Source organism: Alteromonas alvinellae, from assembly GCF_902705805.1.
This window is the reverse complement of sequence record NZ_CACSIH010000046.1, coordinates 12,944-35,749: the sequence shown is the minus strand read 5'-3', so window position 1 is coordinate 35,749 and position 22,806 is coordinate 12,944. Positions and strand designations below refer to the sequence as shown.

Below are 22,806 nucleotides of genomic sequence, written 5' to 3'. Positions count from 1 at the left end.
AAGCTATGCGGTGATACAGAAAAAAGTTTGTATTTTAGGGCCCACTGGCGTTGGCAAAACAAGTCTGGTAAAGCAGTTCGTTGAAGGTATTTTTTCTGAAAAGTACAAGACGACTATTGGCGTGAAAATTGACAAAAAACAAGTCAATAAAGAGGGACGAGGTGTTCAACTTCTGCTTTGGGATTTAGAAGGCATCGACAGATACTGTGGCTTTAACCCTCGCTACCTTCGCGGAGCCAGTGCTTATATCATTGTAGTTGACCAAACCCGCTCTCAATCCCTACTTGAGGGTATCGAAATTCTAGATCTTGCCAAAGAGCATTACCCCGATATTCCCGCATTTTTTGTTGTGAACAAAACCGATCTTCCTACAAGCTGGCATTGGAGTGAAGAAGAGTTAAATAACTACGCACAGAGGTTTGCTTCACTTACCAAAACAAGTGCGAAAACCGGTGAAAACGTAGAAAAGTTGTTCAGTACAATAGCGTTTTGGTAGGAGAATGGCATGGATATCCATTTGTTGAATGCGTTGGGCATAACTAACTGTGCGTTGTTTAAATATAACCCCGAAGATGACATCACGTGTTTAACACCGGAACTTCCATGGTTGGCAGACGTGGTTTCACTTGACGACAACAACAAACTGCAAAGAAAGCACATACCCTCTATTTTTTTAGACGACTTCTTTATTGACGTTGATGAAGTATGGAAAGGCGACACCTCGTTTACACTTTCTTCAGGCTTTTGGACCGAGCAAACCGAAGATGAAGTTTTGCGTCTTGAAGCCTTGGCTATAAATAGCGCATCAGGCTCTCGCTATCTTGTAGTGAAGAACGTTGAAGAGCAGTTCGACGAAAAACAACAAACGCTGCAAGCTGCTAGAGAATTACTGCTAAGCCACCATGAAATTGTGGGGCAGCACGAATATATTAGGCATAGATTGAATAGTGTACTGCGCAAGAATACCCGCCTGCAAAAGTTAGTACCGCCCATCCAGCAAGCTATTCATAATATAGAAACTGGCGTTGTTATTTTAGATAGCGAGGGCGCGTTAATTCTCGACAACAAAGCTTCTCACAGACTGCTTCTTTGCAATAGCACTACCCCAAGCTCTATTCGCATAGGAGAACTGATAGAAGACATTGATGCTCCATCGACTTTCCTGCCTGCATTAGTTCAACGAAAAGCGCCGTGGCAGGGAGAGATATACTGGCAACCGGTAGATGATTATAAAGTTTGGCTTCAGGTAACAATCCATCCGGTACTGCATGGAGATGAACTCACTCACTGGGTTTACTTGTTTACCGATATTACGCACATACACAATAGAGAAGAAAGCGTATTGACTGCAAGCGGCATGGATTCACTAACAAAAGTGGCCAACCGCAATTTATTTACCGATACGGTAAGGCGACTAGTACAAGAAGACACCCCGTTTAAGTTATTTATTATTGATATCTGTGACTTTAAAAAGATAAACGAAACACTTAGCTATCAATCCGGGGACGAAATATTAAAGTCTTTTGCATTACGCCTACAGACCTTTATTGGTAACAGCGGGTTTATTGCAAGGATAGGCAGCAACGAGTTCGCGCTTGTAAAACGACTAGATACCTTTACAGATGTAAATGGCGCTGACTACGTCCACCAGCTGCAGAGCAAAGTAACTCAGACATACACCGTACTTAACGGTAGCGAGCCAAATTTAGGCGTAAATATTGGCGAAGCAAGTTTTCCTGAACACTGTTCTTCAGCGGAAACGTTACTTCAGTGTGCAGATATTGCTCTTCAAGCGGCTAAATATCAAGGTCGAAATGTTGCGCTGGTATACAGTGACGAATTGCACAAGCAGCATCATGCCATTCACGAGCTTGAAACAGAGCTTCGCAATGCCATTAAAAATAATGAACTTAAACTATTCTTACAGCCCATTGTCGACCTATCTTCTGGGAAAGTAGTGAAATGTGAAGCACTGGCAAGATGGATAACACCTGAGGGTAAGTTTATTTCACCGGAAATATTCATCCCTCTAGCGGAAAAAAGCGAGCTCATTTTCCCTTTTGGCGAGTGGCTTATAAATGAAGCTTGTGATGCCATTGAAGCGCTAAAGGCATCTAATTTGGATATTAGATTGGCAATTAATATATCGGGCCGTCAAGTATCAGATTTAGCCCTACTTACACAAATAAAAAATGCGCTAGAGGATCACCAGCTACCTGGGTCCAATCTGTCTATAGAATTAACAGAGAGCGTTTTTGTCGAGAGCCTAGACACAGTGTCTGTCTTGCTTAATGAGCTAAGAGCTATGGGTATAACTGTGTCGATTGACGATTTCGGTACAGGTTTTAGTTCACTTGTTTATCTAAAGAAACTGCCAATTGATGAACTTAAAATTGATCGCTCTTTTGTGAGTGAACTTGAGAACAACACCGACGACCAGGCAATTGTGCAGGCTATTCTTGGGTTGGCAAGTAATTTGAACATCAAAATTATCGCCGAAGGCATTGAAACTCAACAGCAGCAGCAATTTTTACAAAACCATCACTGCACATACGGACAAGGTTATTTATATCAGCGTCCTGTGGAGATTTCTGAATTTATCTCGCTTGCACAGAAGCTCAGGTAAGCTCAGGGCCTTCTTTTTTTACAAACAAAAAAGCCGGAGCAATTTCCGGCTTTCTTCCACCTACACTTGGCGCTTAAATCAAGCCCATATGCCCAGCATGAAACTCTAAATGTTCTTCAATAAATGATGCAATAAAGAAATAACTGTGGTCATAACCTTCATGCATATTGAGCGTAAGTTGCGTATCTGATTGCTGCGCAGCATGAACCAGAGACTGAGGCTTTAGCTGTTCGTGCAAGAACTCATCCTTTGTTCCCTGCTCAACCAACAAAGGCACGCTATGGGTTTTGCTCGCTAATAGCAGAGATGCGTCGTAATCTTTCCACGTTGTCTTGTCTTCACCCAAGTAACGCCCTAATGCTTTCTCACCCCAAGGACAATCTGACGGATTTGATATAGGGCTAAATGCCGATACCGATACAAATTTATTGGGGTTTCGCATACCAATGACGAGCGCGCCATGCCCGCCCATTGAATGTCCGCTAATCGCACGCTCTTTGGTTACGGGGAATTCGCTTTCGATAAGCGCTGGCAGTTCATCAACAATGTAGCTATACATGTTGTAGTGTTTGTTCCACGGAGCTTGAGTTGCGTCTACATAAAAGCCAGCTCCTAAACCGAAATCGTAAGACCCTTCTTCATCATCTGCTACACCATCACCACGAGGAGAAGTATCCGGTGCAACAATGGCCATACCCAATTCTGCTGCAAGCTTCATTGCCCCCGCTTTCTGCATAAAGTTTTGGTCGGTACAGGTTAGCCCTGATAGCCAATATAATACCGGCACCGGCTTTTCTTTAGAGGCAAATGGGGGAAGAAAAATTGCAAAAGTCATATCGCATTGAGTGGATTCCGCTTTGTGGGTATAGCGCAAATGCTGTCCCCCAAATGCTTTATTTTCGCCAATAAGTTCCATTTCAGCTCCTTAAATTCATAAATTTGCACCTTTATTGTGGAATCAGTAAAGGCTCTATCGGATTTTAGATCAAGTTCGTTTACACTAAGCCCCTAATTTTTGAGGTAAGTACAATGGTAAAAGCCCTGTTGCATCATATTGTTGGCACTATTTCGGTTATCTGCTATTTCCTGAATACAGTTTTGTGGTCAACGCCTATATTCATACTAGCAATTTTTAAGTTAATCCCTTTTGCCCCATGGCGTCGCTTCATCTCCTATTTGCTTGATGCATGTGCCACTGCGTGGATTGGTGTTAATAATCTTAATCAGCGCATAAGTGGGCGTACCAAGTGGCAAGTTAACGGACTTGAAAAGCTTACTCGAGATGACTGGTACCTCGTTGTTGCTAATCATCAATCTTGGGTCGATATCCTCGTTCTTCAACGTGTTTTTAATCGAAAGATACCTTTCTTAAAGTTTTTTCTTAAAAAAGAACTGATCTATGTACCAATACTAGGCCTTGCTTGGTGGGCGCTGGACTTCCCATTTATGCGCCGTTATTCAAAATCATTTTTGGCTAAGAACCCTCATTTAAAAGGGAAGGATATGGAAACCACACGCAAAGCGTGTGAAAAATTCCGGAATAAACCAGTAAGCATAATGAATTTCGTTGAAGGTACCCGTTTCACGCAGGCAAAGCACGATAAACAAGCTTCACCTTTCAATCACTTACTAAAACCAAAAGCAGGCGGCGTTGCTTTTGTTTTATCGGCCATGGGAGAGCATTTACATAAGCTTATCGATGTAACCATAGACTATCCGAACGGCGTACCATCTTACTGGGACTTCGTATGCGGTAAAGTACGCGACATTCGGGTGAACATTAAGGTTATGCCTATCAAAGACATTATGGAAAATGGGGTATTTAACGACAGTTATTTTGACGACCCACAAGTTCGTGCCCGTTTTCAAGCATGGCTCAATGAGCAATGGCACGCCAAAGATCAACTATTAGATTCACTTAACGCAACTCAGAAACCATTATGATACGTGTAGTACTCGCGCCCTTTATTTTTATATTGCACACCACGCTGCAAATTCTTAATCTCGCCCTATGGGGCGGCCTTATCATTGTTTTAGGCTTGGTAAAACTGCTGTTACCAAATGGAAAAATACGGACTGCATGGAACAAAGTAATGCATGCGCTTATGTTTAGCTTTGGCCGTATTAGCGTGATATTGATTAGGTTGTTCAATAAAGTTGATATTGAGTGTTCGGTTCACGGTGAGCTTTCAAAGAACAGTTGGTATTTGATTATCGCCAACCATCTGAGTTATTTAGATATTATTCTGCTCATCGAGTTCGCCACACACCGCATTCCAGCACCAAAATTCTTTCTTAAAAAAGAGCTTATATGGCTGCCATTTGTAGGACTTGGAGCATGGGCTCTCGATATGCCATTTATGCATAGATACACCCGTGCCTATCTAGAAAAACACCCAGACAAAAAAGGTAAAGATTTAGAGACGACTAAAGCCTATTGTGAGAAATTCCGAACGGTTCCGACTACCGTAATAAACTTCGTTGAAGGAACCCGCTTTACTACGCAAAAACACTTGTCTAAGCAAAGCCCGTACGAAAATCTACTTCCACCAAAAGCCGGTGGGGTCTCTTTTACACTGTCTGCTATGGGTGAACTCTTTACTAATGTGTTAGATATCTCGCTGCTTTACCCGGAAAATAGACGTCACCCGATGATGGCAATGCTTAGCGGTCAAATGACTAAAATCGTCATCGACGTGAACGTAACTCCTGTACCCGAGCTGCAACAAGAATCAGAACGCACTGAGTCTGAGTTTCGTCTTTATTTTCAAAATTGGTTAAATGGTCTATGGGAAAATAAAGACAACCGTATTAAGAAACTGTTGGAGTCGTAAATAATGGAAGTTAGTGCTTCAGTACGCGATCACTTCATACATTTGGTAAAAGACATTTTTCCAAATTTAACCACCGAAGATCCGCTTTACAGTGTCATTGCACTGGGGTCTATTTTGTTCGTTGCCGCACTTATTTACATTGTAGCGCGCCTGTTAGTGCGCCCTCAAATTGCTAACTGGGTGTATAAGTCGAACAATAAGTGGGATAACGCGCTGCAAGAACATGGCTTCTTTAGACGCTTAATGCACCTCTTCCCTGCTCTCTTTATTTACATTGCCACCCCGGTACTTATTGATAACGAAGCTGTGATGCACGGAATGGTGATTAAAAGTGCTCAATTGTACATGCTGTATAGCGGGTTATTGGCCCTGTACGCCATGCTGAGCACGGTAGAAGACGTATACAATGCATCTGCGCTTTCACGGCGCGCACCAATAACAGGCTTCATTCAGGTTACTAAGTTAGCATTTGCTATTGTCACCATACTATTAAGTATTTCCTTAATTGTAGACAGAAGCCCACTACTTATTGTGTCTGGCTTGACCGCCATTGCCGCTGTTTTACTATTGATATTTAGAGACACCATTCTAGGCTTTGTTGCCGGCATTCAAATAGCCGCTAACCGCATGTTTAATACGGGCGACTGGATTGCCATGCCTAAGTATGAAGTAGATGGTGAAATACTCGAGATAGGCCTTACCAACGTCAAAGTACAGAACTGGGATAAAACCATTTCTACGCTGCCGACTTACAGCCTCACTACAGAAGCAGTTAAGAACTGGCGCGGTATGCAAGAGTCTGGCGGACGCAGAATTAAGCGCGCCATTTATATTGATGTGCACTCTATTAAGCTTTGTGACAACGATATGCTAGAGCGCTTTTCGAAAATTCGCTATATCAACGAATATATCGATAAGAAAAAAAATGAGCTCCGCGCTTATCACCGAGATTACTCCATTGATGAGTCGGATCTGCTAAACAGCCGCCGCCTTACCAACATCGGCACTTTTAGAGCTTACTTAGAGGCTTACCTGCGCAAGCACCCGGATATTAACCAAGAACTAACCCTAATGGTTAGGCAGCTACCGCCTAACGAGCTTGGTTTACCTTTAGAAATTTACTGCTTCAGTGCACAAAAGGAATGGGTGAGGTACGAAAAAGTGCAGGCGGATATTTTCGACCACGTTATGGCTATGCTGGATTTGTTCGACTTACGCGCATATCAACGTGATGGACATTTGTCATTGCTTGCTCATCGTGAACACAGCGCTTATGGAAACAGTAACGAAAGTCATAGTACGCAAAAAGATGCTCAGGAAAAGAGCGAGTCTAATCAAAAAAGTAACGACGAATAAAAAGACTCAACATTAAGGCTTAATTTACGCGAAAAAAAACCGGCTGATATAGCCGGTTTTTTTAATGCTTATCGCTTAAGCCAATGCGTAGGCCATCAGTAAGCAAAGTACTAAACCTGTAACGCCAAAAAAACCGTACTCGATTTTTTCCTGCATACCTTCAGCACCTGCTTTAGCAGTCATAAAGCCCATAACGATGCTGCTTAGCCCTAGCGTAAAGGCAATTAGCGCAACACCAAACATAATTGCATTAATCCAATCAGCCATTGTGATAACCCCTTAAAAATATTAGCGGTATTATGCACCAATAAATAAGATTTAACCATGCTTGGATTGGCTTTAATGTACCGCTATTGGTATTAATTGATCTTAGTCAAAACTACTAATTAGTTGGTAATCTCACTAAATAGTGTATTTAACAGAGCATAAAGAAATCACCAAATATAACTAACTATTTGAAAGATATAAACTTTAAATATTGGCAAGGCCATTGCTCTACCTTAGGTATAACAGCGAGTATCGTTAACGTCTATCTGACAGTGACACTACAACGCATTGCAGTTTGCTTCGAGCACTTTCGTTAACGCGTCACACGTAAATTAAGGAATGAACAATGTCTAAGAAACTATTACTTTCAGTTACCCTTACCAGTGCTTTAATGAGCGGCCATGCATTTGCGCATGACAGCAGCTATCAAAACAACAGTTGTGACATGGAGCTTGATGGTCATATTCAATATTACCAAGGTGATCTAACGGTACAGATGGACAATGGCTCAGTGATGACGATTGACTCCCATCACAATATGACCATTAACGGCGAATCAGTATCGCTTGACAGCGAACAACAGCGCTGGGTAAGTGAATATTACAACAACATTGATATTGCCATCCCTATGACCTTGAATATCGCCAGTGAAGGGCTGCAAATTGCCAACGTGGTAGTAACTGAAGTATTTACTGAACTGTTAGGCGGCGATCAAATGGGTGACGATTTTCGTGAACTGTTCGACTCCCTTGAGACCAAACTAAACACTTCATTCTATGATGACGCAGGGAATATTCGCGTTGATTCAACTAAATTCGATGAGCCAGGTTGGTTTGACGAAAGCTGGGAGCAAGAATTCGAAGCACAAATTGAGTCTTTAATCAGTGAGTCTATGGGTAGAATACTTATTGCCGTAGGAACACAAATGTTGTGGGAAGGCGGTGATATGTCTGAGTTTGAGCAAAAGATGGAGCGCTGGGGTGAAGATTTAGAATATCGCTTAGAAAACCAAGCGGCTGCGCTAGAAGAAAAAGGTGATGCATTGTGTAAGGTACTAAAAAAAGCGGATTATGCCGAAGGCAAGATGCAGGCATCCATATCGGGGCTAGATGACTTGAACCTGCTAGATATTGATCAAGACAACCACCATGACCACAACGACGAAATGAAAATGTAGTTGGAGCATTTAGCTAACTAAACGCGCAAAACGAAACGACTTACTACTCTAACCACTCACCTTAGAAAACCGACTGTAACCCAGTCGGTTTTTCATTTTTTCAGTTAACGACAACCGCCCTCCAATTAATGTACTCTTAAGCCCTAAACAAAGGGGTATTTAATCGATGACTCAAAATGTAGTAATTAGTGGCTACGGCTGGTTAGCCAGCTATGTGGGCAAAGCACTTTCAGGTAAGGTCAATATTGTTGGCACCACTCGAAGCCAACAGAAACGTCTCGCGTTACAAGACCAAGGTATCACCGCAATTGAATATGCCCTGGGCGAAGATACATCAGCGCTTTGTAACCATTTGCCAAACGCTACCTTGTTGCTAAATATTCCCCCTGGCAGGAGAAACAAAGATCTCGCGTCATACACCAACAATATGCTGCAGTTGATAGACGCAGCCATCAGCGTAAAGGTGGCGCATATCGTGTTTATCAGCACCACGTCGGTTTACGGCGATGCAACAAATGAGGTAGTGTCCGAAGTCAGCACTACACAGCCGCAAACAGCCTCGGCCAAAGCCCACGTGACTATTGAAGACTATTTATTGTCTAAGCGAGGTCAGGTTGATATCAGTATTGTTCGCCTAGCCGGTTTAGTAGGCCCAGACCGTCACCCCGCCCGCTCGTTAAGTGGAAAACAGTTAGATGCAGGAAATAAGCGAATAAACCTTGTACATGTGTACGATATTGTATCTGCGCTGACGACCATCATTTGTGGCAAGCCGCTTAACGATGTTATTCACCTTTGCAGCTTGTCTCATCCTAAGCGCGGTATTTATTACGTGGATGCAGCGAAGGCGATGGATATTGATGCTCCTCGCTTTTCTGATACTGAAGCGGAACCTGCTGGCAAAGTGATTGACGCCGCACAAAGCTGGGCAAGGCTAAATATTACACCAGAGTATAGCGACCCCTATCGCATGTTTTAGGCTTTCACTTAGTGAAAATACATACTCTGACATAAACAAAAACGGCAAGCTTTAGGCTTGCCGTTTTTAAGTTGAGCTCACTGCTAGCTCACGTCATTGCTTGTAAAACCTGACTATCCGAATAGGCTCAACCCGAAGTATTTTACCGCTACCGTGTTTACAAAAATCACGAGTAAAATAAGCGGAATAAAGGTTTTAAGCGAAATATCCACGTACTTTTCAAACCAGCTGCCTTTGTAACCACTGCTGCCCTCTTCCAAAGAAGCATTGAAGTTTGCACTCTTCCAACGATAAATAACAAACAAACAAATTAGCAAGCCGTTTAAAGGCAAAATCGTGTCGTAGAACACATCGTAAATGACATCAAATAGTGATTTATCTGCGCCAGCGTAGTGCATAAAGGACGTAAGCATATCAACTTTACCGAATGACAACGCACTTAGGATGGCTAGCAAAATCATAATGCTTCCTAGCGACCCAAGCGCCCATTTACGGCTTACACCTTTTTCATCCATAAGCGCCGCAACAGGTACTTCAAAAATAGACACTAGCGACGTAATTGCCGCAAAGAACACTAATAAGAAAAACAAGCTAGCGACAATCGATGCGCCCATATATCCAATAGAGTCTTGTAATGCTAGAAAGATACTAGGCAGATAAGTAAAAATCATGCCCACTGACGATTCACTTAAATCATCAGGGTTAATGTCTGGGTTAAAAGAGAAGATGGCAGGAAGGATCATCAAACCCGCTGTGAACGCCACGGCCGTGTCTGTTAACGCCACCAGCTTGGCAGCGCTCGGTACATCTGCACGCTTATCAATGTAGCTACCGTAGGTAATAAGAATACCCATACCCAAAGATAGAGAGAAAAAGGCCTGCGATAGCGCACCATTCACCACTTCAGCAGTAATTTTTGAAAACTCAGGAACGATGTAGAACTCAACACCAGCCATCGCATTTTCGCGGGTTAATACGAAGATAACGAGACCGATTAGCATCACGAAAAGCGCAGGCATGAGCAGCTTTGCCGCTTTTTCTATCCCTTCTTTTACCCCGCCTTGAAGGATGAGGTAGACCACACCAACAACGGCTGCCATGTATACAAAGATGGCTTCTGAGTTAATAAACAGCCCAAAGGTTTCTGGGTTAGCTAACTTATCTAGATTCCCGCTTACTGCTTCGAACAAATAGCCGAAAAGCCACACGGTAATAACCATGTAGAAAACGGCAATCATGAATGGCGTAGCAATAGCTAGCCACCCGGCGACTTTCCATTTCTTTTCATTACCGCTTATATCACTGTATGCACCAAGCGGGTCTTTGTTAGCATGGCGACCTACTGACATTTCCGCCAGCATTACCGGTAAACAAATGGCAAAAACGAAAATAGCGTACATTAAAAGAAATGCACCACCGCCATTTTTAGCTGCACCGACAGGAAACCCTACCAAATTACCTATGCCTACCGCAGAACCTGCAGCAGCCAAAATAAAACCTATGCGCGATCCGAACTGTTCTCTGGCCCCGCTCATATCCCTTCCTCTTGTTGAGTTATTGTTATAGCAGTTCGCCGTATCACGCTTTGTGATACACAAACACGTTGTGTACTCACAATTCAAGTTGGTTGTCGTTACTTACTATTCGTAAGGATCAAGCCGAGCGAACTGGTATTATTTATTATCAGGATGGCGTTTGTTGTTATGACTCACGTGTGGCGTCAACGCGTTGTATTGCTACCTCTATGGGCTTATCAATACGCTGCACCATTCCCAAAATAGCATGGTAACAGCAGTGAAATAAAAAGTCTTGATGTTGGACTTGCTGAAATGATGTTAGACCGTATCACCAAGTTACCACTTCGCCATTCCAGTCGATAAAATGACAAGTTTGGTCTCGATTAAGCGCCGAAAGGTGATGAATAAGCTGTTTAGCGGTAAACTCAGGCGTGAACAGTTTCTTGGCAGCGACGTTTTTTTGAAAAGGCTTAGAAAGCCCCGTATCAACCGTCCCAGGGTGATAACAAACAAGCATCACGTCTTTCAATCTACGCTTGTATTCTACCGACGCCGTTTTAACCAACATGTTGAGCGCCGCTTTCGACGCGCGGTAGCCGTACCACCCGCCAAGTCCATTATCTGAAATGCTCCCTACTCTCGCGCTTAAGCAAACAAGGGTTGAGCCTTCTTTACTCATAATATTCACCAAATGCTTGAGCCACATTGCGGGAATAATGCTGTTAATCGAAAAATAAGCCGCTAAGGCCTGCTCGCTGATATCTTCCAAACGTTTCTCAGGATGAATGCCATCGCTTTCGCGGTGTAGAAAGCCTGTTGTGATAACTACCGTAGTTAACACAACCTGCTGTTCAGCCAGCTGTTCAACAAATTCGCTTATGTGCCTATCGTCCTGTTCGGCCAGCTGATGATAGGTTACATCCCCAGAATGACTGGTGTCAGATATAGGGGCGCGACTAACCGCTAACACCCTAGCACCTTCACTGCTATATTGCTCAATAAGCGCGGACGCAATCCCCCCCGACGCGCCCACTATTAGGACGTTATTTTTCACTGGCTTCTCCTGGTATGCAGCGATCGCACTGGCGTTTTTTACCTGTTAACAGGTATGAAATGGTGTATCTATGCTTTGCGAATACATTGTAGAAAGCATCGGCCACATGACGAATAACAGGCCAGCGAAGCGGTGCATATAGCCAACCCATGCCCACGGTTTTCCATGCTTCATGAGTGACATCAAGGCCAGTTATCAACGTCCCATCTTCGCGAAGTCCGTGAATTCTTGCATTGAGTGCATGCCAATCCATGGTTGGATAACGGTTCGAAAAATCGGGGGCCTGAATATCTACCAATGTTAATTTGTTGTGCTTGTCTCTTTTTCTTAAATGACGCATTTCAGCGATACACAACGGACAATACCCGTCATAGAAAATAATCACGACTGAATACCTCTGCCAAATTTTGAACACGCTTATACGCATTCTTACCAGTTGCAAACTGCTTGAAAGAAAGCAGCTAACCTCACATGTTAAAACCTTTCACTCAGCTCGCACATTATTCTTATTTAATATTCGTTTATACGATAAAAAAACACGCTTGGATGACTTGTGTTGTGACCTACCCGCACCCACACTACAGTCAGAGATTAAGAGAGGTTTTTACTATGGCAAATTTACAAGTCGCCACGTTGGCAGGCGGATGCTTTTGGTGTATCGAATCAGCGTTTAATAGCGTTGAAGGCGTGGAAAAAGCAATTTCTGGCTATGCTGGAGGAGAAAAGGCCGATCCAACCTATGAAGAGGTATGCAAAGGAAATACTGGCCATGCTGAAGTGGTACAAGTGACGTTTGATGCCGACAGCATTAGCTACCGAGAGATACTAGAAATTTTCTTTGCGCTGCATAACCCTACACAGCTGAATAGACAGGGCAATGATGTAGGCACACAGTATCGCAGCGCGGTTTTCTATCACGACGATACACAAAAAGCTGAAGCAGAAAAAATTATCGCAGAAATTACAGAAGAAGAGGTTTGGCCCGACCCAGTAGTGACTGAAATAGTAGCTGTAAATAACTACTACGACGCCGAAGACTACCACCAAGATTACTTCAAAAATAATCCACAGAACCAGTATTGCTCTATGGTAGTGGCGCCTAAGCTTGCGAAGTTTAAAAAGACCTTCGCTTCTCGACTTCGCAGCGACGCATAGATAAAACCGCGATATTAAGCGCGCTTTCAACAGCGTGAGCCAACAATAAAAGGGGTTGCTTAAAAGCAACCCTTTTGTTTTTCAATCTATTCGTTTTCTTATTATTCAAACCAAACGCTGTTAATTTCTAATGGGAATAATAAAGGCGCTAAGTCTTCATAACGCTTCTTATGCGCTTCACACGTCGCGTTTTTAAGGTAGTTTTTTTCCCAAGGATCGTTAATGATCCACAAGGTATTTTCAATGGTCACTAGTCCTTCCATCGACGAATTATCCATTGTGTACTGTTCACAATTCTGGTCGCCGGCAACGTCGAAGGTAATAGGGATACGCTTTGTTGGCTTACTGCCACTCACATCAATTACCCACAGTTCATTGTCGTTTCTTGCTGCGCCAAACAAATAGGATGCGCCCGTTGAATGAGTATATAACGCCAGTCCATTGATAGGGTGATTGCCTGAAGTAAACGAAGGAAGTTGAAGGTTAGGCTCGCTCACTGTGGCAAAATCATTCGACGAGAAAAAGTCTTCATCAACAGTCAATGTAAAAATTCTTGGCTGTCCTGCTTTATCTTTCTCTAGCGCCAGATATAACGTGCCGTCTTCAGCCATCGTCAACCCTTCAATGCCGTCGTTAGGAAAATTACCTACTTCAAAATCGTTGGGAAACTGAAGAGGTCGCACGTCCGACATTTCAACCGAGCCATTGTCTTTTCGCGTCAATTTTACCAACAAGGTGGGGTAATCTGTTGACCCTGTTTCCTCGTATTTGGTTTCACAACGAGGGCTTAATGCGCCGGTACGGGTAGCATCTTCGGTAACCGTATAAATTACGTTGGTGTCTCTGGGGTCTACGGCTAACGCTTCTAAATCAGGTTGCTCGCTTAAATAGCTATAAAAGCAGCTTCGGCGCACGGTATTGGAAAATGAAAAACGTTCGCTCGATGCGCTCAGCGTTGCGGTATCAGGTGAAATGCTATGAAGTTTCAACTGTTGAGTAGTATCAGCGCTAGCATCTGCGATAGTGACAAGTTGACCGTCTAACACCACTAACCCTGAGGTTTGAGGGTCAAACATAACGTTGCCTTTTTCATCAAGGATCCATTTACCCACAGTGACTTCTGTTAAGTCTTGAGGTTCAGGAGTAATAACCACGTCTTTCGGCTCGCTACAGGCGCTTATCAGTAAAGTGGTTAGCACAGCACTGGTTAAATATTTTAGCATAGTGTGAAGTCCTCTCTCCGTTTATTAAGATGAGAGCAAAAGGTAAAACTGAAAAAATTGTAAGGGAGTATATCGAGCATACCGTTTATTCACAAAAAAGAGTAAGGTTATGCGATAGACATCAGGTTTGCTGAGTACATATATGATTTGGCAACGTTAAATAGCCGTGCTGTCATCATGTTTTCAATTAATGTGCAGCATATTTAGTTAACACGCTTACGTGTATTAATATTGACGAAAATTAAAGGAGAGCGTCATTTCTACGCAGCACTTGCCCCAAGTTATTGCAGGTCCAATAGTACGAAAGGTGACATCTACAGAATGTCATATTTGGGTAGTAACCAGTAACGCCGATTCACCTACGCTAAATCTATCTGCAAATGAAGTCGTCAGCGGCAGTTGTCAACGCGAAACCGTACGCGTAGGTAAGTACGCATTTATACACTTGCTCTCTTTCACTTCGTCAGAGCCCTTCGAAGATACTGCGCGGATAGGTTACTCGCTATCATTTAGCGACGACGCTCAGCAGGCTTCATGGGAAGATGAACAACGCGGGCTTCTTTACGATGGACAGTCTTCCTTATGTTTCCATTACACCGAGACTCCCGAGACCATATTGCACGGCTCATGCCGCAAGCCTCACTTTCACAGTGATGATGCCCTAGCACAAGTAGATGTACTCCATAAAAATGCGTTCAAAAAGCAAAATGATTTTCCCGATCTCCTGTTGATGACGGGCGATCAAATTTACGCTGATGATGTCGCAGGTCCTATGCTTAAAGCCATACATAGCGTGATTGACCGTTTAGGCCTTTATCATGAAGCACTGGAAGGAGCAGTAGTAATCAACACTAATGAACTTGCCACACATGAACATGGGTATTACGAACGAGAGCAGCTTCTTCCTCAAATTGCGACCAATACGGTACTGTCTTCAATATTCTTTGGTGCTAAGAAAAAACCGGTATTCACATCAGTAAACGCGCAAAACCATTTGATTGGCAGTGCGGAGATCATCGCTATGTATTTACTAGTGTGGTCCGACACGCTTTGGGCTGATATCAATATAGATAAAGATGGGATCCCCCCAAAATACCACGCTATTTTCGACAAAGAACACGAGGCGCTTAACGGCTTTGTAAAACAGCTACCGCAGGTACGTAGGGCGCTGGCACACATTCCTACCTATATGATCTTTGACGATCACGATGTTACCGACGACTGGAACTTAACCCGGGGCTGGGAACAAGAAGTCTATGGAAACCCTTTATCAAAACGCATGATCGGCAATGCGCTTATCGGCTACTTGCTTTGCCAAGGCTGGGGAAATGCACCAAAAAAAGTAGCGCCATTAATTGCTAAAGTACAAGAATCAATGGGAGAAAGCGGTTTAAACTCGCACGATGAAATCATTGATGATCTTTTGGATTTTGATCAGTGGCATTACCGTTTAGATACCACACCACCTATTGAGGTTTTAGACACCCGCACGCAGCGTTGGCGCAGTGAATCTAATATGAATAAGCCCTCGGGGCTAATGGACTGGGAAGCACTGTGTGATTTTCAGCATTCTATAATTGGCAAAGAATCTGTCATCGTTGTCTCTGCCGCTCCCATTTATGGTGTAAAGGTTATCGAAGCCATTCAAAAGGTGTTTACGTTTTTTGGCAAGGCGCTTACTGTTGATGCTGAGAACTGGATGGCCCACAAAGGCACCGCGAACGTTATATTAAACATATTCAGGCATTACAAAACGCCTCCAGAGTTCATTATCTTATCTGGTGATGTGCACTACTCGTTTGTTTACGATGTGCGTCTGCGCTTTAGACGTCATAGCCCACATATCACCCAATTTACTTGCAGCGGACTAAAAAATGCATTTCCCGACGGACTGATTAAATGGCTTGATAGGTTAAATCGTCTGCTATATCGCTCTGCATCGCCGCTTAATTTATTCACACGCCGTAGAAATATGTCGGTTAAAGCGCGCGAACCAAGCACCGGGTATGGTGAATTATTCAACGGATGCGCTTTGGGTGTATTAAAAATTTCACACAAAGATACCGAAGTGCACTGCAAAGCTTTGTTGAGCAACGGTAAAGAGGTAGTGTTTCCGCTAGAAAAGAGAAATTAGTCAACATTTACTTAGCAATTGTTGATAGAACAAGTAATAAAAAACTCGGATATACAAAGTGCTGTGTATATCCGAGGTCATGTTTTCATCTTAAATTGTATAATTTAGAGGTCTAGAAACGCTATTTAGATAGAACGTTCTACTTGTAGACTAATCATTGTCAATTTCAGCTTCATAAGCGTTTATCGCAGTGCTTGTTATCCAGCTCCCTTCAATTTCAACAACTTGATTTACCTGAACTGCATTCATAAATTCAACAAGTGATACTCTTCTGTCGTAAAGCTCAAGTTTTGTTGCTTCTTTTAATTCAATCGTATACGAATTCAGCATGAATGACGTATCTGACAAAATGGCAGTCACTCTTCCTTCTAGTTCAACATGGCCCGTTCTTGAACCATCGTCACGATCATCATCGTCATTTCCATCATCACCTTGAAATTCAAGTTCAAATTTGGTTGGTAAGAAAAGACCATTCGCATCGAATGTTCCACTAACTTCAACATAAAGCCCATTTGTTACATTACTTACAAATTGAGCAAGGGAACTACGAGTGTCATCAATGAAATAAAGAGCATCTGCCGGTAAGTCAATACTTAGACCTGCGACTACTATTGATGAGCTAGTAAAGCTAGTTATTTGCCCTTTAATTTCTGACTCTTCAAAACGCTCGTCTTCACGTTCACGTTCGACTTTCAAAATGACATTTTGAGTACCTTCTGTAACATAAACCACTTCGATAAATTCATTAAGTTGCAGTGAGTCAAAAGAAAAATATTGGTCGTATTCATCTTCATAGTGGGTTTGCGAATTTGCAAAATAGGTATTGCTGCCTATTGTGAGCGATTTAGCGCTGTAATCAATAGCAGCTATTGCTCCTTTCATAACACCGTCGTTGTAGTAATCATAGTGCTTGAATTCAATATGCGTAACAGTAAATCCACCATTAACAATTGACAACTTTAGTTCAACCTGTGCTCCGGTTATCAAATCCAGTGAAGAACCATTAGAAAAAGAAACAGAGCTGCTTAGTTCAAATTGCTGCCCATTAACTTCTACAATTCCGGCATTATTATCGTATGCTGTAATAACGCCTTCCACTTCAGCCTCATCATAATTGTCATCATGATAGCCTTTGACTTCAACCTCAGAGGCAATCAAATTACTGCCTTCAGTCATACCTTCAACTTTAACTAGGATTTGATTAGAAATAACACCTTCTACTCTAGCACTGGAGTAATCTACAGTGACATTGCCTATCGAAAATTTCTGTTGTCCTGTATCTAAATTCTGAATTAACCCGCTGATGTGCTCGCTCTGTTGACCGTCATTATCAAGTTCCTTCCCAATATAGGTAGCTTGAAACTGTCCCCCAGCAAGCGGGTATCCACTTACTTCAACTCGCTCTCCTACACTCAACGAAACTGAAGAAGTCGCAATAAAATGCGTCAAATCATTGTAAAAAACCTCAACTCCTGCAATGTATATTATTCGGTTGACACGGTCGATTGATTGAACTACTCCCTCTACCCCTGAGTCGTACTCAATGCGCTGGGCATTGGGAGTATCATCTCCATTTTCGCTAATTAAATTTATAGTCATGCCCACTTTTAACTGATCGATTGCTTGGCCTTCAATGCCATTAATTATGATATTGGCGTTATCGGTAAGATAACGTTTCCCATCTAAGTAAACACTTCCAAATCCGGTGATGACACCCTGTTTAACCGTAATAGCAGTGGATGAAGATTCATCTGGAAGTGGAGTGGTTTCTGACGGTGCAGTAGTAGATGGTTCAGGAATTTCATTTGATTCCTCACTACTGCCACCGCCACAAGCGACAAGTGCAAATGGTAATACTGATAATGCAATAAGCTTTTTCATGAATAGATTCCGACGTTTATGTAAGTTCGAAACCAGTATTGCTGAAAGCGGCGTAAAATCTATAGAACATAGGGCACAAAAGGCATAGGACATATGCCCTAAAGCTAGCAATTTATACAACCTTAGTTTAATTCTTCAAAGAAAATCGCGGCGAGTTCATGCCTTCCTTTACAGTCTGCTTTTTTGTAAATAGAAGAGGCATGGTGACGAACAGTTTTTTCTGAAGTATTTCTAATCATGGAAATTTCAGCCAAACTCAATCCTTTTAATAGCAGTAAGCCTATTTCAGATTCTGAATTGGTAAGTTGCCATTGTGCAAACTGATTATTTACAGCGGTGAAAAAGTCGCGCTTAGATGATTTAAGTTCTTCTGAAATTTCATGAACTCTCAACTTAGAGTCTGATAGTTCACGTTTCAGTGCAGAAAGCGAAGATGCATTCTTCTTTATATCAAGTACTAGAAAGATAAAAACAGCGCCAGAAAGGATAATAAGAGAAACTTCCTGTGCTAGATGAATAAAATTCACTTCCTCTGAAAAGTCTACGTAGAGATCTAAGATTTTAAGAGTAATTATAATAAGCAATGTGACTGAAATAATTTTTTCTTTCATATTTGAATCTGACTTCTTTTATCAATTTACTTCTTCATATCGACTTAGTGGGTGTTTGAGGGTTCAGTAAGTATCCTACTGTAGCAACAGAACGCACCTTGAGATTAACTTTGCTAAAACAGACCGACCTCCTAATAATAGATGTTGCTCAGCTTGGTGCAATACATGTTAAGTATCAATGATGTTATAAGGTATGCATCTTCACCATCAAAAGAGGGTATTGAAGTTTAGTGTGACAATACCGTAACTTTTTTAGCGCCACAATAAAAATATCAGTGATAGCAGTCGATAGTGCTTGAGGTAGGAATTTCGTTCTCTATGCCACCCTATGCAAATACTGATATGTAATAAGTGTGATGAAATTGTAAAAATTACCGATGTGCACTACTACTCTTTGTAGAACAACAATAAAGAGGTAGAATTCCCACCAGTGAAGACGATTAGTTAAAAAGAGGTTTCTAATGAGTAACGGCGCGCTGTCAATTGGTTTGTTTTATGGTTCAACAACCTGTTATACCGAAATGGCGGCAGAGAAAATACAAGCCCAACTCAACAGCCTTTTTGATGAAGATATCGTCGCACTTCACAATATTAAAGACGTTAGCCTTTCACGCACCGCTGAATACGACATTGTTATCTTTGGTATTTCCACATGGGACTTTGGCGAGCTTCAAGAAGACTGGGAGTCACATTGGGAAGACGTGCACGCCTTAGACCTCTCAGGCAAAACTGTCGCCTTGTTTGGCCTTGGCGATCAGCTAGGCTACGGAGAATGGTTTCAAGATGCATTAGGCATGCTTCACGACGCACTCATTCCGACTGGATGTAAGATTATTGGTTATTGGCCAAATCAAGGCTATGACTTTACTGCGTCAAAGGCGCTTACAGAAGACAAAAGCCAATTTGTTGGCTTGTCGCTAGATGATGAAAACCAATACGATGAAACAGAAAGTCGCATTGAAGCGTGGTGTGAGCAACTTCTTGTGGATATGGCGTAACGCAACTTAAGTTTGTGTTAAACGCACTGCTGCCAATTGAGCCATTACCGATAGCATGAGTCGAATCCATCAACATTTCTACCGCAACGGACCAAGTCATCGGGACGGGGCAGATGTATCATTTCAAGATATTCGAAAGCTATTTAATTTTTCAACGATCACAGTGGGTCGCTGGGTTACCAAAGAAGAGCAGCAGATCGCGGCCAATTTGTTTTTTGATGCGTTGTACGATCTAGTTGCGATCTTAAATGTAAATGAACAAGTTTTATCGCTTAATGGCTCACTTTCACTGGCATTTGGCAGTGGGGGGCAAAAGCATAGTAGCGCCCATTACAACAGTGCCAAAAGACAACTTGCCCTTGCTAAAAATGCTGGCGCAGGCGCCTTGGCACATGAGTGGTTTCACGCCTTCGACCACTATATTGCGCCTCGTATGTTTGAAGATGTGCCCTCGGGTAGTTTCGCAACACAAGCATGGTTAGACAATGCGCGCATTAACACACATCCACTTAATCAAAAATTGAGCGATTGCTTCTCTTTATTGTTTTTAAATGATCAAAAAAGGCCAAATGAGTACTTTGTGCGATCCGTAGAGGCTGATCGCGCGTTAAAAATGTATTATTATGCTATGCCTCAGGAGATGGCTGCCCGCGCATTTGAAGCCTGTATTCAAGATCACGAGATCAAAAACGCATTTTTGGTGCAGGGGACAAAAAAATCAACGGAAGCTAGACTTGGCATTTATCCTCATGGTAACTTGCGTACATCACTCAATCAGGCATTGATGTTGTATTTTTACCAATTAGGTGTCGCTATTTCACATAAACAAACCTAGTTTGTTGTTTTATTACTGTGAAACTGAGTATTTTTTCAACAACAAGTGTTAATGAGCACACTGTTTTTGTACAAAACCCTGTATATTTTTGTAACAAGCAGTATACTAAAGCGCTCGAACGTAACAGAAGAAAGAAGACGAGATGAAAAGAAAGAAGCATACCTCGGCTGAAGACGAGGCTCAGATTGATATGACCCCCATGTTGGACATCGTGTTCATCATGTTGATTTTCTTCATCGTAACGACCTCGTTCGTGAAAGAGAAAGGTTTGGACGTAAACCGTCCTGAAGATAATCAAGCGAAAAACGATAAGCCTTCAAAAGCGCTTTCTATCCGTATTGATGCTGATGGCACAATTATGATGGGCGGCCGCGAAGTTGATATTCGTCGTGTGGTTGCAAACACGCAAACATACCTAGCGGAAAACAACACGGATTCAGCTGCTATCCAGGCTCACGAAGACAGTGAACACGGTACTGTGGTAGAAGTTATGAACCAAGTTAAAATTGCAGGTATTGATAAAGTATCTGTTTTGGTTAAAAAGAGCAGCTAAAACGCCTTTCTGACCACGCAAAATAAAGAAAGCCACCTTCGGGTGGCTTTTTTCGTATAAGACCTTATACCAAAGTATCTCTTGTGCTATCGCATGAATTTTGTTCAGATCGTACCATTCGGTGTGTCTGGAAAATCCATGTTGAAACTCGGTTCCAGACTCTGATGTCACTGGAGCCATTATGCACAAAAAAATACTCTATACTGCTGTACTTGCAGCGGTTATGTCAGCACCACAAGTGTCTGCCGCCAAAATTGAATTAAGTGAAGCGTTTGAATACAACGCATTCATCTTCGATAGCTTTACCGGCCAATCTTCCGATGTTGAAGGAAGACTAGCTGTCGGTGGCGAAATGAACGTATCCGATTTCAATGTCGGCTTACTGCTATCGCCAGATATGTCTGAGTCTGCTCTTGCCGTAGGCGGTAACCTTCATTTCACGCGCGGTGATGTTCACGGTGGTTCAACTACCGTGTCAGGTATGGTGTTTGGCTCTGAACTCACATTCGATAAAGCGGTTAACGCTCAGCAGACTGTAAATCTCATTAATTCTACGGTGAAGTCTGGCGGTATCTCATCCAAAGGTGATGTCAAACTAGGTAACTCAAATGTTGTATCAGGTGATGTGCACGCCAATACTGTGAAACTTGGTGGGCCTAATAGTGTTTACGACAGTGTGAGTAACCCTACTTTATATGGCTCCCAAGTTGAAAACGGAAACGTATTTGCTGAGTCTAGCGTTGAACTTGATAGCAGCGAAGTTAACGGTACCGTAACGCTTAACGACGTTAACAATTACACCGCTATCAATGGTTCGACAGCAACATCTGTTGAACAGGGCAGCGTGAGTAAGGCTAACGTTAACAATATCGACTTTAATGCTATTGCTGCCGAAGTAACAGCGCAGTCTCAGGAGTTTGCGTCAATGTCGGTGAATGGCACAACAACATTGTCGTGCACTGACGCTAACGATTCGGATCAAGCGGTTGCTTGTACCGACGCTAGCAAGGATGTATTAAATACCATTACCTTCTCTGGCTCTGATGATATCAATATCTACAATATTGACGCTAGTTGGTTCAGCGCTGCTGATAAAGGCATTGTTTACGATTTCTCAACCACCAGCTACAACATCATCAATGTGTACGGTGAATCAGTTGAGTTATTTAACACTGGCTTCTTTAATACGGCCTTTACGCAGGAAAATGAATATTTCAGAGAAAATGGCCAGTACAGAGACAATGACAACAATGTAGGTCAGCGTCATGATGGCCTTTATACCAACAACATCTTGTTTAACTTTGTTGATGCTGATTTTCTTACACTACATAGTGTGGGTGTTAAAGGTAGTGTACTGGCGCCATATGCAGAGCTAAGTTTCTACAATGGTCATGTAGACGGTAATGTCATTGCTAATAGATTGGTCACTCCGTTGGTGCAACTGATTAATGACGACGGCGAAACCTACAATGCGCCAACAGGCCAAGTAAATAACTATCAGTTCGGCGCTATCAACGTAAGTGAACCTGCATCAATTGCTCTTTTATTTGGCGCTGGATGTTTCATGCTAGCTAGACGTAGAAAAGCGAATTAACGCTTTAAAAAG

21 protein-coding genes are annotated in these 22,806 nt (G+C 42.5%); 13 read left to right on the top strand and 8 right to left on the bottom strand.

Annotated features, from left to right (window positions below; translation table 11 throughout):
- Positions 1-10 precede the first annotated feature (10 nt).
- Together ACX5KA_RS03575 and ACX5KA_RS03570 are read left to right on the top strand one after the other, a co-directional pair.
- Positions 11-496 (top strand): Rab family GTPase, encoded by a 486-nt coding sequence (locus ACX5KA_RS03575; protein ID WP_458730426.1) that lies wholly within the window; start codon positions 11-13, stop codon positions 494-496.
- A 9-nt stretch (positions 497-505) separates the two neighbouring features.
- Positions 506-2,626, top strand: coding sequence for a putative bifunctional diguanylate cyclase/phosphodiesterase (locus tag ACX5KA_RS03570; RefSeq protein ID WP_039216340.1), 2,121 nt, complete (start codon positions 506-508; stop codon positions 2,624-2,626).
- 73 nt (positions 2,627-2,699) lie between these two features.
- Here ACX5KA_RS03570 and fghA read toward each other — a convergent pair whose 3' ends face one another.
- A complete protein-coding gene (gene fghA, locus ACX5KA_RS03565) occupies positions 2,700-3,542 on the bottom strand; it encodes an S-formylglutathione hydrolase (protein WP_039216341.1) in 843 nt (280 codons plus the stop codon).
- 113 nt (positions 3,543-3,655) lie between these two features.
- Here fghA and ACX5KA_RS03560 point away from each other — a divergent pair, with 113 nt between their 5' ends.
- Genes ACX5KA_RS03560 through ACX5KA_RS03550 form a run of 3 tightly spaced genes read left to right on the top strand, consistent with a single transcriptional unit; the run spans position 3,656 to position 6,816 of the window.
- Positions 3,656-4,570, top strand: coding sequence for an acyltransferase (locus tag ACX5KA_RS03560; protein WP_458730425.1), 915 nt, complete (start codon positions 3,656-3,658; stop codon positions 4,568-4,570).
- Positions 4,567-5,460 (top strand): acyltransferase, encoded by an 894-nt coding sequence (locus ACX5KA_RS03555; protein WP_039216343.1) that lies wholly within the window; start codon positions 4,567-4,569, stop codon positions 5,458-5,460. Before ACX5KA_RS03560 ends, ACX5KA_RS03555 begins: the two co-directional genes overlap by 4 nt.
- 3 nt (positions 5,461-5,463) lie before the next feature.
- Positions 5,464-6,816, top strand: a complete 1,353-nt coding sequence (locus ACX5KA_RS03550; protein ID WP_039216344.1) for a mechanosensitive ion channel family protein — start codon at positions 5,464-5,466, stop codon at positions 6,814-6,816.
- A gap of 75 nt (positions 6,817-6,891) precedes the next feature.
- Here the strand turns inward: ACX5KA_RS03550 and ACX5KA_RS03545 are convergent, their stop codons facing one another.
- Positions 6,892-7,083 carry a hypothetical protein gene (locus tag ACX5KA_RS03545; protein ID WP_014950735.1) on the bottom strand — a complete coding sequence of 64 codons (192 nt, stop codon included), beginning with the start codon at positions 7,081-7,083 and terminating at the stop codon, positions 6,892-6,894.
- Between the two features lie 346 nt (positions 7,084-7,429).
- Between ACX5KA_RS03545 and ACX5KA_RS03540 the strand changes: the two genes are divergently transcribed.
- Together ACX5KA_RS03540 and ACX5KA_RS03535 are read left to right on the top strand one after the other, a co-directional pair.
- Positions 7,430-8,260: a DUF2884 family protein gene (locus ACX5KA_RS03540; RefSeq protein ID WP_458730424.1), complete on the top strand. Its 831-nt coding sequence runs from the start codon at positions 7,430-7,432 to the stop codon at positions 8,258-8,260.
- 166 nt (positions 8,261-8,426) lie between these two features.
- Positions 8,427-9,239 carry an NAD-dependent epimerase/dehydratase family protein gene (locus ACX5KA_RS03535; protein WP_458730423.1) on the top strand — a complete coding sequence of 271 codons (813 nt, stop codon included), beginning with the start codon at positions 8,427-8,429 and terminating at the stop codon, positions 9,237-9,239.
- Positions 9,240-9,352: 113 nt separating this feature from the next.
- Here the strand turns inward: ACX5KA_RS03535 and ACX5KA_RS03530 are convergent, their stop codons facing one another.
- The 3 genes from ACX5KA_RS03530 to ACX5KA_RS03520 form a co-directional block, all read right to left on the bottom strand.
- Positions 9,353-10,774 carry a sodium-dependent transporter gene (locus tag ACX5KA_RS03530; RefSeq protein WP_061095884.1) on the bottom strand — a complete coding sequence of 474 codons (1,422 nt, stop codon included), beginning with the start codon at positions 10,772-10,774 and terminating at the stop codon, positions 9,353-9,355.
- Positions 10,775-11,084: 310 nt separating this feature from the next.
- Positions 11,085-11,810, bottom strand: a complete 726-nt coding sequence (locus tag ACX5KA_RS03525) for an SDR family NAD(P)-dependent oxidoreductase (RefSeq protein WP_458730422.1) — start codon at positions 11,808-11,810, stop codon at positions 11,085-11,087.
- Positions 11,800-12,195, bottom strand: a complete 396-nt coding sequence (locus ACX5KA_RS03520; RefSeq protein WP_202941886.1) for a thiol-disulfide oxidoreductase DCC family protein — start codon at positions 12,193-12,195, stop codon at positions 11,800-11,802. The genes ACX5KA_RS03525 and ACX5KA_RS03520 overlap by 11 nt, the downstream gene beginning before the upstream one ends.
- Positions 12,196-12,419: 224 nt before the next feature.
- On the opposite strand from ACX5KA_RS03520, the gene msrA reads away from it, so the two are divergent.
- Positions 12,420-12,965 carry a peptide-methionine (S)-S-oxide reductase MsrA gene (gene msrA / locus ACX5KA_RS03515; RefSeq protein ID WP_318487685.1) on the top strand — a complete coding sequence of 182 codons (546 nt, stop codon included), beginning with the start codon at positions 12,420-12,422 and terminating at the stop codon, positions 12,963-12,965.
- 101 nt (positions 12,966-13,066) lie between these two features.
- Here the strand turns inward: msrA and ACX5KA_RS03510 are convergent, their stop codons facing one another.
- Positions 13,067-14,188: a hypothetical protein gene (locus ACX5KA_RS03510; protein ID WP_202941885.1), complete on the bottom strand. Its 1,122-nt coding sequence runs from the start codon at positions 14,186-14,188 to the stop codon at positions 13,067-13,069.
- Between the two features lie 271 nt (positions 14,189-14,459).
- On the opposite strand from ACX5KA_RS03510, the gene ACX5KA_RS03505 reads away from it, so the two are divergent.
- Positions 14,460-16,322 (top strand): metallophosphoesterase family protein, encoded by a 1,863-nt coding sequence (locus tag ACX5KA_RS03505; protein WP_458730421.1) that lies wholly within the window; start codon positions 14,460-14,462, stop codon positions 16,320-16,322.
- A gap of 150 nt (positions 16,323-16,472) precedes the next feature.
- On the opposite strand, the gene ACX5KA_RS03500 is transcribed toward ACX5KA_RS03505, so the two are convergent.
- Complete coding sequence (locus tag ACX5KA_RS03500) at positions 16,473-18,203, bottom strand: DUF5666 domain-containing protein (protein WP_458730420.1); 1,731 nt, start codon at positions 18,201-18,203, stop codon at positions 16,473-16,475.
- A gap of 122 nt (positions 18,204-18,325) precedes the next feature.
- Positions 18,326-18,814, bottom strand: a complete 489-nt coding sequence (locus ACX5KA_RS03495) for a helix-turn-helix transcriptional regulator (protein WP_458730419.1) — start codon at positions 18,812-18,814, stop codon at positions 18,326-18,328.
- A 461-nt stretch (positions 18,815-19,275) separates the two neighbouring features.
- Here ACX5KA_RS03495 and fldB point away from each other — a divergent pair, with 461 nt between their 5' ends.
- The 4 genes from fldB (at position 19,276) to ACX5KA_RS03475 (ending at position 22,794) form a co-directional block, all read left to right on the top strand.
- Entirely contained in the window at positions 19,276-19,812 is a 537-nt protein-coding gene (gene fldB / locus ACX5KA_RS03490; RefSeq protein ID WP_202941880.1) for a flavodoxin FldB, read from the top strand.
- Between the two features lie 55 nt (positions 19,813-19,867).
- Positions 19,868-20,647 carry a CLCA_X family protein gene (locus tag ACX5KA_RS03485; protein WP_458730418.1) on the top strand — a complete coding sequence of 260 codons (780 nt, stop codon included), beginning with the start codon at positions 19,868-19,870 and terminating at the stop codon, positions 20,645-20,647.
- A gap of 142 nt (positions 20,648-20,789) precedes the next feature.
- Positions 20,790-21,200: an ExbD/TolR family protein gene (locus tag ACX5KA_RS03480; RefSeq protein WP_014950746.1), complete on the top strand. Its 411-nt coding sequence runs from the start codon at positions 20,790-20,792 to the stop codon at positions 21,198-21,200.
- A gap of 181 nt (positions 21,201-21,381) precedes the next feature.
- Positions 21,382-22,794, top strand: coding sequence for a collagen-binding domain-containing protein (locus ACX5KA_RS03475; RefSeq protein ID WP_014950747.1), 1,413 nt, complete (start codon positions 21,382-21,384; stop codon positions 22,792-22,794).
- Positions 22,795-22,806 lie beyond the last annotated feature (12 nt).

Coding starts and splice junctions, on each gene's coding strand:
- ACX5KA_RS03570 (WP_039216340.1), top strand. CDS start 506: ATGGATATCCATTTGTTGAATGCGTTGGGCATAACTAACTGTGCGTTG.
- fghA (WP_039216341.1), bottom strand. CDS start 3,542: ATGGAACTTATTGGCGAAAATAAAGCATTTGGGGGACAGCATTTGCGC.
- ACX5KA_RS03560 (WP_458730425.1), top strand. CDS start 3,656: ATGGTAAAAGCCCTGTTGCATCATATTGTTGGCACTATTTCGGTTATC.
- ACX5KA_RS03555 (WP_039216343.1), top strand. CDS start 4,567: ATGATACGTGTAGTACTCGCGCCCTTTATTTTTATATTGCACACCACG.
- ACX5KA_RS03550 (WP_039216344.1), top strand. CDS start 5,464: ATGGAAGTTAGTGCTTCAGTACGCGATCACTTCATACATTTGGTAAAA.
- ACX5KA_RS03545 (WP_014950735.1), bottom strand. CDS start 7,083: ATGGCTGATTGGATTAATGCAATTATGTTTGGTGTTGCGCTAATTGCC.
- ACX5KA_RS03540 (WP_458730424.1), top strand. CDS start 7,430: ATGTCTAAGAAACTATTACTTTCAGTTACCCTTACCAGTGCTTTAATG.
- ACX5KA_RS03535 (WP_458730423.1), top strand. CDS start 8,427: ATGACTCAAAATGTAGTAATTAGTGGCTACGGCTGGTTAGCCAGCTAT.
- ACX5KA_RS03530 (WP_061095884.1), bottom strand. CDS start 10,774: ATGAGCGGGGCCAGAGAACAGTTCGGATCGCGCATAGGTTTTATTTTG.
- msrA (WP_318487685.1), top strand. CDS start 12,420: ATGGCAAATTTACAAGTCGCCACGTTGGCAGGCGGATGCTTTTGGTGT.
- ACX5KA_RS03510 (WP_202941885.1), bottom strand. CDS start 14,188: ATGCTAAAATATTTAACCAGTGCTGTGCTAACCACTTTACTGATAAGC.
- ACX5KA_RS03500 (WP_458730420.1), bottom strand. CDS start 18,203: ATGAAAAAGCTTATTGCATTATCAGTATTACCATTTGCACTTGTCGCT.
- ACX5KA_RS03495 (WP_458730419.1), bottom strand. CDS start 18,814: ATGAAAGAAAAAATTATTTCAGTCACATTGCTTATTATAATTACTCTT.
- fldB (WP_202941880.1), top strand. CDS start 19,276: ATGAGTAACGGCGCGCTGTCAATTGGTTTGTTTTATGGTTCAACAACC.
- ACX5KA_RS03485 (WP_458730418.1), top strand. CDS start 19,868: ATGAGTCGAATCCATCAACATTTCTACCGCAACGGACCAAGTCATCGG.
- ACX5KA_RS03480 (WP_014950746.1), top strand. CDS start 20,790: ATGAAAAGAAAGAAGCATACCTCGGCTGAAGACGAGGCTCAGATTGAT.
- ACX5KA_RS03475 (WP_014950747.1), top strand. CDS start 21,382: ATGCACAAAAAAATACTCTATACTGCTGTACTTGCAGCGGTTATGTCA.